This is a genomic window from Acinetobacter sp. YH12144 (assembly GCF_013418345.1).
GTDB classification, from domain to species: Bacteria; Pseudomonadota; Gammaproteobacteria; order Pseudomonadales; family Moraxellaceae; genus Acinetobacter; species Acinetobacter amyesii.
On sequence record NZ_VPCD01000001.1, the window covers coordinates 37,020 to 51,170 of the forward strand.

Annotated in this window: 8 protein-coding genes; 2 read left to right on the top strand and 6 right to left on the bottom strand. The window is 36.5% G+C overall.

Annotated elements, in window-relative coordinates; genetic code table 11:
• Nucleotide 1: 1 nt before the first annotated feature.
• From FTU79_RS00200 to FTU79_RS00210, 3 genes are read right to left on the bottom strand one after another with little or no spacing between them, the layout of a single operon-like run.
• Nucleotides 2-2,521 carry an Hsp70 family protein gene (locus FTU79_RS00200; RefSeq protein WP_180048635.1) on the bottom strand — a complete coding sequence of 840 codons (2,520 nt, stop codon included), beginning with the start codon at nt 2,519-2,521 and terminating at the stop codon, nt 2-4.
• 10 nt (nt 2,522-2,531) lie between these two features.
• The gene (locus tag FTU79_RS00205) at nt 2,532-3,494 is read right to left on the bottom strand and encodes a hypothetical protein (protein WP_180048636.1); all 963 of its coding nucleotides are present in this window, start codon (nt 3,492-3,494) and stop codon (nt 2,532-2,534) included.
• Between the two features lie 17 nt (nt 3,495-3,511).
• Nucleotides 3,512-5,155, bottom strand: a complete 1,644-nt coding sequence (locus tag FTU79_RS00210) for a PspC domain-containing protein (protein WP_180048637.1) — start codon at nt 5,153-5,155, stop codon at nt 3,512-3,514.
• Nucleotides 5,156-5,397: 242 nt separating this feature from the next.
• Between FTU79_RS00210 and FTU79_RS00215 the strand changes: the two genes are divergently transcribed.
• The gene (locus tag FTU79_RS00215; protein WP_180048638.1) at nt 5,398-6,225 is read left to right on the top strand and encodes a TIGR02391 family protein; all 828 of its coding nucleotides are present in this window, start codon (nt 5,398-5,400) and stop codon (nt 6,223-6,225) included.
• Nucleotides 6,226-6,262: 37 nt separating this feature from the next.
• On the opposite strand, the gene FTU79_RS00220 is transcribed toward FTU79_RS00215, so the two are convergent.
• From FTU79_RS00220 to FTU79_RS00230, 3 genes are all read right to left on the bottom strand, one after another.
• The gene (locus tag FTU79_RS00220; protein WP_180048639.1) at nt 6,263-9,400 is read right to left on the bottom strand and encodes a type I restriction endonuclease subunit R; all 3,138 of its coding nucleotides are present in this window, start codon (nt 9,398-9,400) and stop codon (nt 6,263-6,265) included.
• Between the two features lie 74 nt (nt 9,401-9,474).
• A complete protein-coding gene (locus FTU79_RS16650) occupies nt 9,475-10,713 on the bottom strand; it encodes a restriction endonuclease subunit S (RefSeq protein WP_228737896.1) in 1,239 nt (412 codons plus the stop codon).
• Nucleotide 10,714: 1 nt separating this feature from the next.
• Nucleotides 10,715-13,477: a type I restriction-modification system subunit M gene (locus FTU79_RS00230; RefSeq protein WP_180048640.1), complete on the bottom strand. Its 2,763-nt coding sequence runs from the start codon at nt 13,475-13,477 to the stop codon at nt 10,715-10,717.
• A 252-nt stretch (nt 13,478-13,729) separates the two neighbouring features.
• On the opposite strand from FTU79_RS00230, the gene FTU79_RS00235 reads away from it, so the two are divergent.
• The gene (locus FTU79_RS00235; RefSeq protein WP_180048641.1) at nt 13,730-14,143 is read left to right on the top strand and encodes a hypothetical protein; all 414 of its coding nucleotides are present in this window, start codon (nt 13,730-13,732) and stop codon (nt 14,141-14,143) included.
• The last annotated feature ends 8 nt before the right edge of the window (nt 14,144-14,151 follow it).

Genomic DNA, 14,151 nt, shown 5'->3' on the forward strand with positions numbered 1-14,151 from the left:
CTCAACGTCTCAACAGATCACTATTTACATTCTGCATAGCCGCTTTACTTTCAGGACTCATCAATTGCACAACTTCCCATACAGCTTGCTCAAGTCGATCTTTATTAGGGTTCATATTGAGTAGTTGTTTGAGATTCTGTACTCCACGATAGGCTTCTGAGCGATTTGTCCATTTAATATCCTCAAAACACTCATCTAAATAATATACAGCGCCTACCCAGAAACTAATATCTTGCCCCTGTAGCTCAAAAGCCATTGATGATAATTGGTCCGTTAACTTCTTCGCAGACTGAATATCTCTAGCAGCAATTACTTGACGTACATGCTCTTCTGACTCTTCAACGATGCGATTTGTCTGAGCATTGCCATATCGTTTATTTTGCATGATTAAATCGTTCAGTGCCTCTTGAAGCTCTTGCTTCACTTTTGGCCACTCGCCTTCTGCTTCTTGCTTATCCAATTCAATTAAGGAGTCTTGAAGTTTAGCTTTTACTTCCTCTTTACTAGAACGCTCATGACCTCGTTCATTTAACACTTGTTCAGCCTCATCCAACTGTACAAGCTGCTTCTCAGCTTCTGAACTCCCTTCATTAGCAAGACGTTGTGCAGTAGATTTTGCTACCACAATCTCTTTTTGTAATTCTTCTTTTTTAATATCTTTTTCAATTGTGGTTTCAATCACAACATCAAAGCTTTCATCTAATGCAGGTAGATACACCGACAGCTTACCACGACGTGATGCATCAATATTTAAAGTAACTTCAACATCGCTACCTGCTGGAAGGAAAGCTGAAATATCTTGGCCTGTTATAGCAAATTTACCAAAAAAAGTATTTAGAATTGCCCGTGATCCATCATTTCCACGACTTAACTCATATATTGGAATTAGAATCTGATCTTCCTTAAGACCTGGACGTATATCTTTCATGGTTTTGAAAGAACCTTTACCTTTTGCTGGCAGTGTCTTATTTTTTTCTAGTCCGGATAAAGGATATACACCTTGCTTATTATCTACCGTATCGTAAACTTCAATACCAACGTGATATGGCAGTGTTGCATTGGCAATTTTCATACCCTGAATAATGGTAATTGAGTTTGGCTCACACGGAATATTTGAGCCATCAGGTCCAGATAATTTAATGTTGAATTGGTTGGTCTTACCTTCATTTAACATGAGTTCGATAATTTCTACATCGCCTTCAACGATTACCTTCCCTGAAGACCAACCACTATCTCCGCGAATGATTTCTAAAGTAAAGGTAGCGGGTAAATTCGCTGTTGATTGTTCACGATCGATACGTATCCCTAAATTTTCCTGGGTTTCTACAGTCGTTTCTGGATATTTCAAACTTAACTGAGCTTTTGAACTATCGCGTTTTTGTAATTCACGAGGGATGTCTTTTGTTGAAGCAAATAAAGCAGCACCTTTAGCAACTGCTGTCATTGGATCAATACTAGTATCTACTTTATCAGTCACTTGCTCTTTAAGCATACGACGTAATGTCTGCTGGAAAGTTGGACCACCAACTAAAATCAGTGACTCTAAATCACTTCCACTTAAGTTATTACGCACTAATACATTCTTAACTATATCAATTGCACGTTGGAAAATTGGACTGACTACCTTTTCATACTGCTCTAAACTAATATCGAGATCAGCTTGAATTTCTTCTCCCTCATCATCTTCACCTAGGTCTTCAAGGAAATACCCCCATTTCTCTTTAGAAGATAAAGTGATTTTTGCTTCTTCAGCATATTTTTTTAATGCGTCTTGAAGTAGCTTTTTAGTACTTTCATTCTGAAGAGTATCATTTAATTCACATTGCTTTTCTAATTCTGGAATTAATAACTGGTCGACAATGGCATTATCTAAGTTTTTTCCACCAAGGTGATTATCACCTGCGGTGTCCACCACTTTCATAATACCTTCTTCAACATGCATTAACGCAGCATCAAAAGTTCCTCCACCAAAGTCAAATACTAACCAATAACCAGTAGTAGAGTTAGCTTTAATTCCGTAAGCAATCGAAGCAGCAATTGGCTCTTGCAGTAATTCACAATAGCTAAATCCTGCAAGTTCAGCAGCACGCTGTGTTGCATCTAATTGACTCTGCCTAAACATTGCAGGAACTGTAATGACAGCAGAGTTTATATCCTCATCACGGAAATAACCTTTAAGCTTTTTTAATACTTCAGCAGATAACTCTTCCGAAGTATAAGATCTCTGCATATTTGAAGAATTATAATGGTGATCTGTCCCCATTGTCCTTTTAAATTCTTGATAACCATTTGGCTCGGCTTTTTTTCGATTTTTATGAAAACTGACGGCTTCTCTCTCTAGTGCATTCTTGGCGCTTAGCCCTACAAAAACAGTTTGCTTTTTATTAAATGAAACAATTGATGGTGTTGTATCCATCTGATTATCATCACTTTTAATAATTACACTCTCACCATTTTCCATACGGGCAATTGCTGAGTTTGTAGTACCTAAATCAATACCATAATCAATTTTTTGACGCATTTTTATTTCCTTAACCCACACTTACTTCTACATCTGCCATACGAATCATTACCCCTTGGAAATTCACTTGTGGGACAATAACCTTGGTTATAATACTTTGACCATTTTCTAGTTCATCACTTGGTATAATCTGAGCTTTCATAGACATATTTTCTATATATTTAGTACCAGTATGATCAATAATTTCATAACCTTGCTCTGACAATTCATCTTCTAAGCGCTCTAACGACTTGCTGAGTGGTTTCAATCCCTTTGTATCATCAGGAAGTGCTGCAAGACGTTTACGCATACGATGAATTTCATCTGCGAGTTTTAAAGGTAAACTATGATCCGGTTCATTATTTTGTTGGACTACTGGGACTATCTTCGCTTGTTCTTTTAACTGAGTTAATACTTCATGTAAACGGTCAACAAGCTGGATATCAGACTTCACAATATTTTCTTCAGTTTGCCGCACATTATCCAACGCTAACTTCACCTGAGATGATAGATCTTCATTCGATTGTGATTGCTTCTTACGAAGTAAAAGATAACTTGCCGCAATTAAACCCACAGCAAAAATAAGTCCAATCAAAGCAGCTATCGTGCGTGCAGTAATGCTGTCATAAATTGTTGCCGTAGTTTGTGCTGTTGTTTTATCAAGCTGATTGAGCTGATCTACAGTTTGTTGTTGAGCTTTGATGCTTTCCTGTAATTGCGCTTCTAAAACTTTTATCTCGTCATTTAAAGTCTTTATTTGCAATTGATGTTGTTCATCTTGCTCAACAATCTTTGCACTTAAAGCTTGTTGCTGTTTAAGGCTTTCTGTCTTAATTTGCTTAAGCTGTTCTAATGTCTGTTGGTTTAATTGTTCAACCTCAACAAATTTAACGCGGATATCCTGTGGGATTTGATCATTCGATGCTGCTGATACATGTCCAAATAATCCACCCAATACTATAAGCACAGCTATTCTTTTCATTGAATTCTTCATTCTTAAATACTCAATCATTAATTTCTTTTTGGCATAATCATGCTCAATATGATGTATACAATGACCCCTGGCCAAATAGACGTAAATGCACTAATTAAAACGAAAGCAAGTCGAAGGACTCCCGCACTCCATCCCCAAAGTTCCGCCAACCCACCGAGGGTTCCACTAACTATGATATCTGTATCAGATTTATAGAAGCCGGGCTCTTTATATGCTGAAGGATATGATGAATTATTATTCGAATAATTCGATGTACCATTTCTTTTGACAGTTTCTAAAATACTATGCACTTCATTGGCTTGTGAACTTATACTTCGATAATTATTTTCTAATCGCTCTTTAACTTCTGATGATTTTTCAAAATTCCTAAGTTGCGCCATAACATCACGGACTGACACAGCTACTCTATAAAAACCTTCTAAATTTTTATCACGTTCTAATCGATCACTCGCTTCATTAAATTCATCAATTAAGTAATTCAAAATTTTGGTAACGCAGTAGGAGGATACTGTATAGTACATTTCGTTATGTACATCTACTTTTGCCAGCTCAATTTTAAATACATTCAAAACTTTTCTAGCATCATCTATGGAGTGTAAATCTCGTTTTATATAATCAGTAATAGTTGCATAGATCTCTTCAAATTTATCATTTTCTATTAAATCAATTAATTCTTCTTTATTTTTCTCAATATCCTGAGCAACCTGTCCATAGGATGGTAACGCTTCGGCCCATGAAATTAATTCATATGCCAAATCACGATTATCCATCTGATTGTATGCATATAGTGAGCATCGTCTCACCTCATTGGCGTATTCATTGATAATATTCTGAATCTTATAATTTTCTGAAAACTCGTCTATCTCATAAATTAGATCTTCAACTTCTTTCAAACCATTATATTGGTTTATAGAACTTGAATTTTCAGCATCTCTCAACTGTTTACTTTTTTGGATCGCAATCTCGATCTGATTAATACAAGGTGCAAATAATTTCGTCTGAATATAATCCTGCAAGTCTGAATTAAATGTCCAAAACTCATTCAAAAGATCAAGATAATGTTCACCATAAGGCTGTTCTTCCAAATTACTCACAAAGCCAATAAGCTCATCGATAATCTTTTTCACAACTTGAGGCTGATTAACATTTACACTGTTATTACCAAATACAAAGTCTTTAACCTCTTCAAAATGCTCATCGGTTAAATACCCTAAATCTGCCAAAGCCAATTCAAAGTTGGTGGAATCAAATTGTGGTGCCTGAGATCGAAATAAAGAGATGACAGCACGGTTTAATCGCCATGAGAACTTCGCCTCATTTTCATCTTTAGAAATTTGCTGATCCCATATTTCAAATGCTTTTTGAACTGCATTATTTTCAATACACTCTATCGCTAAATCATCCACACTATCGACTTTAGCAAACCAAAAAAATGCATAGACTAATTTATCAGTATCACTTTCAATATCTTTAGCAGCTTGTTGAATCGTATCTACTGTTCTTGTAAGAGGTGCTATTTCAATTAGATCAAGGGAATATTTTTTTTGCTTACCAAACTCAGCAAATGTTTCTAAATCAGCTACTCTTTTTGCTACTTCTCTTGATGAAGCATTTGCAGTGAGCCCCAAAATACGGTAAGGATTATTAATTATGAACTGCAAGTTACCCTCTACTAATATTTAATTTTTAGTAATTTAATCACATTTTTACATAAAAACAACAATTTATTAGTAGATAATTGCACTTTAAATTATTAAGAACAAGATCTTTGATGGTGCGGTGGTGGCAATTGAATTGAGTTCAAATTTCTAATTAAATCTATTATTTAAATAATTTAATGCGCTAGATTTTTACCCCAATTTACCCCATCATCTTTTCGAACAAAAATTCTCTATTTATAAAAATGTTTAAAACAGAAAATTACTATCGTGTCGATTATTTAGGTGAAGAAGGCATTACAGAAACATGTCTATTAAGCCTGCACAATTTGATCCAAACTCATGCAGATCTAAGTTACGCTCTATTGCTGACAAGTGAACAATCTCATGCCTTTATCCTGAAAGATCTAACCGAAAATTATTATGTCATTCGCTCTGGCTTTACATCTGGTTATTCAGGTGAAGGACCAAAGGGTCTAGCAAAAGCATTAGCTCTTTTAAGCAAACATAGAATTGAAACTGAAGAAATTCTAATACCTACGAAGCTTCTCAATAGATTGAATAACTCATCATTAAATGATCAGGATATCGATTTTATTTATCAGCAAAAAATCATTCGTCCTATTCGTCTGCATGATTATATTTATCCTTTCGAAAATGAAGTAACCCAAACTACCAAGTCAAAGTGTTACTACCCTTTAGAACTACCCTACTCCATTATTGATGACAGAATTTTTGACCTTGCTCTACTCTTTAAACAAGATCCCGACTCTGCTTTAACAAAAGCATATAAGCGTCTTGAAGATATTATTCGTACACGTACAGGTATCCGTGAGCATAGCACCAAACTATTTGCTCAAGTCTTTCAAGGTGAAAATGGTCTGCTTACTTGGGATGTACCAGACAGTGCTGAGATTAAAGGTCGAGTAAATTTATTTACAGGTGCATATATGGCTTTTCGGAACGCCCGTGCACATCGAGAGAAAGATGAAAACTTAATTCATCAGTACCGAGAATTTTTATTGATCAATGAGTTATATCTACTAGAAGCTGAAGCAATAACAATAGAATGAAAAATAAGACAAGGTCATATGGCCTTGTCTTATATCTCTATGCTAAATCTTTACCATTACTTAAGATGAATTTTCGCAACATTGCATCCACTCGAATATTCACTTTGAAAGGAGGAATGGTTGCTCCATCCTTAGCTTCTAAATACTGTTTTGCTTTGACCTTATCTACCGTTGCCAGAAGCTCATCAAAACGTCCAAACTCATTAATATTATTTACAGTGACCTGAGTATTCATGAGTTGTCTTAACTTCGTTTCATCGAGCCCTAGGGCTTCTGCAAGATCATGAATTCCATCTTCTTGTGCTTGGAATTGATACTCAGTGATGTAATCCCTGAACGATTTACCAGCAACAAGAGTCACATCTCCACTCTGTACATCATGCAAGAAGATGTTGGCAAACTTCTGTTCTTCGGCACTGAGCATTGCAAAACTCTTATGCAATTCATTTAACGCATCTTCAATAGAAAGTTCTAAATCACCATTACGCAGTGCTTTCAGATATTTATCAAAACGACTGTTCATGTAATCTGAATCGATTTTATCTGTATCGATTTCTGTTAAATAGCCTTCTATTTCAAAAGGTATGCTACCGCCACCAGTTCCGCCACCACCGCCATTCGAGAACAGTTCTTTATAACGCAGTGCCAGAACTAAGAAGGTTTGCTCATCCAACTTTAATTGAATGGTAAATTTCTTTTTCTGCTCATCAGTAAATTCATAACTTAACTTATCCCATTTAAAGCCCTGAATTTTAGCGGCTTCAAGATATTCGTTGAGTTGTTTAAACAGTTTTGCAAATAATGCACATGACTGATCGTCTTCTGGTAACTTCTCAAAATTAGACACATGGGCACTTTTAAATAGCTCATCAATTTTTTCGAAGATGTCATTGATGTTTTTTAAATTGCTTGGCAATTTATCGACAAATAAAGCCAATGGCTTATCACCCGAATATAATTTTACCGCAGCGTCGATATTACGCTTCATAGTGTGCGGACGACGATAATAACGAATAATGCCAAATGGCTTATCTTTGCCAAACAAGCGATTGGTACGTGAGAAGGCTTGAATCAGATTCGCATATTCTAACATCTTATCCAAATACAGCGTATTGACCCATTTTGAGTCAAAACCTGTCAGCATTTGATCCACCACAATTAACAGATCAAGCTGTTTTTCAGGCGTATTTTCGATGCGTTTATAGGCTTCTTTGTGTGATAGGCGATCTGCAATATCTCTCTTCATCTTGGCGTGAGTAGCTAAACTAAAGTCCACACCATAAAGTGCATTGTAGTCTTGAATAATTTCAACTAAGCCATCCTGTTTAAAGGCAGCATTACCATTGTTATCAATATTTGGATCAAATAAGGCTGTGACTTTGAGCTTTGGCATCGCCTTTTTAATCAGTCGATAGTACTCAATCGCTTCAGGAATGCTACTGGTCGCAAACATGGCATGGAATTTATGATTTTGGCTGTACTGCACCCAATTGTCTTTGATATCTTCAACAACTTTATTGCGATGCTCTGTACGGTGATACTGTGACGTTGGCAGGTAATCCTCAATTCCTTTTATGTATTTACCTGTCTTATCTATACGCCCTGCCATTGCAACTTGCTTACTGTCCATAAAGCGTTGATAGACTGCTTTTTTGTCAGGATCATCGATGGCTTCTTTTTCTGTATTGGCTTTTGCCTGATACAGTGCAACTTCTTTACGCAATTTAGAATCTTTATAGGTTGAAACTAAATACGGATCAAAACCTAAAACGTTTTTATCTCGAATACCATCTGCAATGCTGTAACGGTGTAATTCATTGCCGAATACCGTTGCCGTGGTATTCATATTTTTTTCATTTTCTTCTTGAATCGGTGTCCCTGTAAAACCAAAGAATACTGCTTGTGGGAAGGTATCTTTAATGGTCATCAACATTTCACCAAATGTAGAGCGATGTGCTTCATCTACAATAATGACAATGCGTTTTTTATTGATCAGTTCAATGTCATGTGCATTTAAACCGCCATCTTCATCTTTGATATTACTCATTTTTTGAATTGAGCTTACGATCAAGACTTCATTTGGATTTTTACTTTTGAGCTTACTTACCAAGGCATGGGTATTTTCAGTGGCTTGAACAAAGTCTTCAATCTCAGCAAAGTTGTTATATTGCTCAAGTGACTGCACACCCAACTCAATACGATCCATCAAGAAGATGACTTTATCTGCATCTTTGCTCAGGGCAATCAAATGGGCTGCCTTAAAGCTGGTCATGGTTTTACCAGATCCTGTGGTATGCCAAATATACCCCCCTAAACGATCTCTGCCATCCCATTCAATACTTGCCACCCGATCCGTGATTTCATGCACAGCAAAACACTGATAACTGCGCATGACTTTTAGAACACCATCGGTTTTATCCGCAATGGTATAGAAGCCAATCAGTTGATGTGCCATTGGTATAGAAAGCAGGTTCCCCGCAATATCTTTCCAATAGTTCACGGGTTCGTTATTAAAATCGCCCCAGTTGAAATAGAAGTCTGAGTTAAATTTTCCATCAGGCCCTGGGTTGGCAAAGTACCAAGTTTCTTCTGGGTTCATTGCCACGAAGATTTGTACCAATGCAAACAAACCTGTAAAGATGCCCGAACGTGCGTAGTTTTCAATTTGGTGTGCTGCCTGACTCACAGGTACGCCTGAGCGTTTTAGCTCGATATGAAAAACTGGCATACCGTTAATGAGCAGCATTAAGTCGCCACGTCGGTCATTTAAAATTTTAGATTTGGTTGGGAATTTGGGTTGTTGCGCAATCTGATAACGACTTTTACCTGCGGCAATTTCTTGACGGTCATAAATGGTTAAGCTGACTTCTTTACCATAATGTAGTTCATCATTTGGATTGTCACGTTTAATGGATACAGTTTTACCGTTAATAAAGCCATTGAGAGCAAAAGGCGTGCGCAGTGTATTGATCTGTTCAATAATCTGATCCATTTCCCCTTGAGTGAGTGGCTGATTATTCAGTCGATCAATTTCTCGGTTGTTTTGGAAAAGAATCTCTGCCCAGTTATCAATCAGATCCTGTTCCGTTGGGTTTTTAATGACATCTTGCCAACCTTTTTTTAAAAGGAGATCAATGAGTGCTTGTTCGAATGCTGTTTCGCTTTTAAAAGTCATATCAAATTTAGTTTTATAAAGTCAGTATTTAGATTTTAAAAATCCCCCTTACATCAAGGGGGATATAGCAATTATTAAACAAACATTTTTTCTAAAAATGCTTGTTTCAGATTTTTTACAGTTTGGAGCTGTTGCTGTTGTAACTTGATTGTTTCATCTAATTGTTTAAAGAACTGACCAATTTTCTGTTGTTCTTCAAAAGAAGGACAATAAACTGGCATTTCCATAAAAATCGTATCTTTTATCGCTAAACGATCTGAACGAGCACCAGTATCACCATTCAGTAGCATAAATTTATGCCAAACTGATGTTTCAAAATAAGTTTCTAAGAATTGATGATCAGCGTCATGTGTTCTAAAAACAAAATATAGTGGAGATACAACACCAGTACGACCAAGCTTATTTCTCTTAACTGGACCAACTGGAGCAAAGTTTGAAATACGTGGGTTATAGATAAAATCATTATCTTTTACAACATAATATCCTCCGATATTACTTGTATTTGAAATATCTTTATCAAAAAAATCACGCTGAGAAATTACACCGAACTGTGCAGAGTTCGTAAAAGTTTCTGAATACAAATGCTCACTATTCTTTTCAAGAACTTTGAAAGAAATATCCTTTAACTGCCGTTCTTCCCAATCCCCACTAAAACCTTTTAAACGAATTTCAGGACACAGGCTACCCTGTTTTGGAAACATTTTTTCCAGCATCGCTTTTTTAAAGTTTTGGGTTTGAATAAGTTTCTTTTCATGCAAAGCAATCGATTGATCGAGGTTTTGGAAAAATTCACCTACTTTTAATTGTTCATCAAAATTAGTAAAAAATCCTAAAAACTCTTTCATGTCCGATGAAAGAATATGTCTAATGGTATTACCAGTTGTGAATTTCTCAATAGCGCTTTTAGCATTATTCGTCTGTAACTGGTAATTCAGAAAATAAGGATTAGTCGGAACTTTGTAATCAGAAAACATGATTAAAGCATGAGCAGCTGAATTATTAAGCTCTTCAGGTATTACAGCCGCATGCCCCACATGACCTGACTGCACCATTACTAAGTCGCCTGTTTTTAACCACTTATCTTTCTGCTTAAAATAAAAGTAATCATCGATAAAGATTTGTGTTTTTCTATTTATTAAACCATCTTTAACATTATTAGATTCTAAATAGAAATTTCCTTTTTTGACATAATAAGGTGTTGCTGTACCAACAAAGGCATTCCTAATTTTTCCAAAAATATTTTTAAGAGGCTGTGCCTCCCAATTTTCTCCAAATTTACTGAATCGAACTACAGGGCATTTTTGTTTTTCCACATTACACCCCTTTTAACAATGCTTGAAACTGTGCCAAGCCTTTCAAATCAAACTCATCACCTGTTAAGTCACCAATCAAGTCTGCAAGGCTATGCTCTGCCTCAGTCAGCTTTTGCGTAGTTTCTGTATAAGTCACTGCATATTTATCTGCTAAAGCCTGTACCGTATCAGTCAAATGCTCAATCACTTCATTAGGCAATGCCAAAATCGCAGACACAATTGGTTCAACCCACTTCGCTTCTAACAACGCTTTCACTTGAGCTTCTTCTAAAGCTTCTATCGTGGTTTTGGTTAATAGATGCAGTACAGCTTCGTCTTTACTAATCTGTGCTTTTAACTCTTTCTCTTGTGCAAGTAACTCATCCACCCGCACCAAAGTTGCCTCTAAACTGCCTTCTTCAAAACTAAAGCCTGAACGTAATTGCTTTAAATACGCTTTAACTTTTGGGGCTGCATAAGTGCCATCTTTATTGGCTTCAATATTTGACCATTGCACTTCTGCATGGTCTTTTACAAACTGCTCTTTTTGGGGCTTTTTAGGCTTTGGATCTGTACCTAAAAACTCAAGATACTCATTGAGTGCCACAATTTCAGGCGTTTCAATTTCCGCATAAGCTTGCTTTAAGGCCTTAGCAATTTCAGCAGGCACAAAGGCATCATTGGCTTCATTTAACAACTGCTCTTTATCTTCTTCAGATAAAGACTCCATCAAAGACTCGATCTCTGCACTCGCTTCTGCAAGTTCACGCTCTTTGACTTTTAAGGCTTCCAATTCTTTAGACAATAAACGTTGCTGTACTAGATCAAATGGCAATACATAGCCTACCCAACCTTCTTGTACTTCATGCTCTTTACCATCTTTCTTTTTAATCACGATATTTGGATTAACGATTTTGGCAGCATCCAAGCCTTCAGATTGAATAATCTCCAAATCACCTGCAATTCCTTGCCATTGATCATCTAAAGCTTGGTACGCCTGATATTTATCCACCAATGGAATATCAGCTAAGCGCTTAAAGATGTCCTTACTTAAAACGTCTTCTTGCTGGGCAATGTGCAAGCTTTGCATTTTGCCAATGAGTTCACCCTTCAAGTAATCCTTAAAATCAGCAAATGCAGTATTAAATTGACCAACAAAGCCTTTTACATCTTGATGGCTATGAATCGCTTGGCTAATTTCAGTCGTCGCCAAATTAACGTAAGGCGTATCACTTTCTGTAAATAAGTCTTGGCGTAACTGTGGGAATGCCTTCCAATACGCTGCATGTATATCAATTTCTTTTTTCGGAATACCGCCAAACATGGTGGCATAAATGTCCCAAGTTTCTGCCGTTGCGGAAGAATCTACATAACGAGGAATATTTAAGTTATAGCCTTGATCACGAATTTCTTGTTGTGTCACCACACGTGAAAACTGTTCAACGTCTTTGCGTTCAATCACGGTATCGACAATTTTCTTGATATTCGATGCTTGAAGATGGTTATTTTTACCGAGCTTCACAAATCCTTTAGACGCATCAACAATCAATACGTCTGCGGTTGGACGTTGTTGTTTTAAAATAATAATGACCGTTGGAATACCCGTACCAAAGAAAATATTGGCAGGTAAACCAATAATCGCATCAATATGGTTTTTCTTAATTAAATTGGTACGGATACGCTCTTCTTCACCACCACGGAACAACACGCCATGTGGTAAGACAATCGCCATAATGCCATTTGGTTTTAAATGATATAAATCATGCAACAAGAACGCATAATCCGCTTTGGTTTTAGGGGCTAAACCAAATTCTTTGTATCTAGGGTCTGCATCTTTATTTGCTGGATCCCATGCTTGCGAATACGGTGGATTGGATACCACTGCATCTACATAGAGTGGTTCGTATGTATTGATCGGATCATTGTCTTCAAAAAATGGCCAGTCATCTTCTAAAGTATCTGCATTTCTCGCCACAATGTTGGCAGGCAAGATACCACGCATGACTAAGTTCATACGGGTTAAGTTATAGGTGTTCTCTTTTAACTCTTGTGCGTAGTATTTGATTTTATTGGCATCATTCACATGCTTCGCCACAGAACTACCAATATTAATCAGCAACGACCCCGAACCACTTGTTGGATCGTAAATTTTGATTTCAGGCTGATCTTTTAAATGATGCGCAATGATTTCAGACATAAGAACTGAAACTTCATGCGGTGTATAGAACTCACCTGCTTTTTTACCTGCATTGGCAGCAAAAGAGCCAATTAAGTATTCATAAATGAAGCCAAGCACGTCATAGTCTTGCTTGTTATTCATTGGAATAACTTTTATCAGTTGCAATAAATCACTGATCGCTTTGGTCTGGCTATTTGAGTTATCGCCTAATTTACTTAGACCTGTCTCTAATGTCTTAAAGATGCCATCAAACACTTTTTTGTGAGAGCTATGAATGTGACGTGAGAAAGCGGATAGAGCATCACGGACATCAGCAACGGTAAAGTCTAAGCCTTTATTGAGCCATGTTGAGAACAGGTCATCATAAGCAATGAAATAACCGATACCATTTTTAATAAATTCTACGGTTTCAGCATCTTCTTCTGTCAGTGCTTCAATATCTGACTGTGCAAAGTCATTGGCTTCTAAAAAACTTAATTCTTTATCAGAGAGAAACTTGTAGAACATGAACCCGAGGATATAGTCTTTATATTCATTTGCCTCAATCTTTGAGCGCATTTTGTTTGCGGAATCCCAGATTTTGGAAGCGAGTTGTTGCTTGTTCATAGGTGGTCTACATTTAATCAAATATTAGAGCATTCTAAGATGCTTAAAAAGAGGTTATAGCCTGTCAATACAGACCAATCAATTATCCATATTCTCGGTAATTTGATTGCATTGAACAACTGTTATTTTGAGTTATTTTTACAGCCTTTCAGCCATCAAAATTAAGATGAAAAATTGAACATTTTTTAGTTATTCGAGTCCTTTATAATGAATAGCAGAATATTACAATGCAACATCAAAGGTCTTAATAAAATGAAGCAAAATTGGCTTGCTTATCATCAAGCGCATTCTGAAGATAATCCCTTTCCTTACGCTGCTCTTGAGCAATCTATTGTCTATATGAAAGAAGAAATTCGCATTAATGCAGGTGATATCATTTGGATGATTCAGGGCGAAAAAATAAGTTATAAAGAAACTCGATATACATTAGTTGATTGTTTTACTGTTCACGCAAAAGCAACACCGCCTGATATGGTCTCGGATGATTTTATATATGCCTATACAGGTAAAAAATCCTTACTAACCTTACCGATAGAATGGGATAAAGCAAATGAAGACTGGCAGCTTATCCATCAAAAATTTCTGACCAAAAGACCTAGCTTAAGAAAAGCAACTGGCATAGAAGCAACAGCACTAAAAAATATTAGCGGTATTTCTAAATTTTAAGTATTTCC

Excerpts from the sequence above, each read along its gene's own strand:
- FTU79_RS00235 (WP_180048641.1), top strand. The coding sequence starts at position 13,730 with ATGAAGCAAAATTGGCTTGCTTATCATCAAGCGCATTCTGAAGATAAT.
- FTU79_RS00200 (WP_180048635.1), bottom strand. The coding sequence starts at position 2,521 with ATGCGTCAAAAAATTGATTATGGTATTGATTTAGGTACTACAAACTCA.
- FTU79_RS00205 (WP_180048636.1), bottom strand. The coding sequence starts at position 3,494 with ATGAAGAATTCAATGAAAAGAATAGCTGTGCTTATAGTATTGGGTGGA.
- FTU79_RS00215 (WP_180048638.1), top strand. The coding sequence starts at position 5,398 with ATGTTTAAAACAGAAAATTACTATCGTGTCGATTATTTAGGTGAAGAA.
- FTU79_RS00220 (WP_180048639.1), bottom strand. The coding sequence starts at position 9,400 with ATGACTTTTAAAAGCGAAACAGCATTCGAACAAGCACTCATTGATCTC.
- FTU79_RS00230 (WP_180048640.1), bottom strand. The coding sequence starts at position 13,477 with ATGAACAAGCAACAACTCGCTTCCAAAATCTGGGATTCCGCAAACAAA.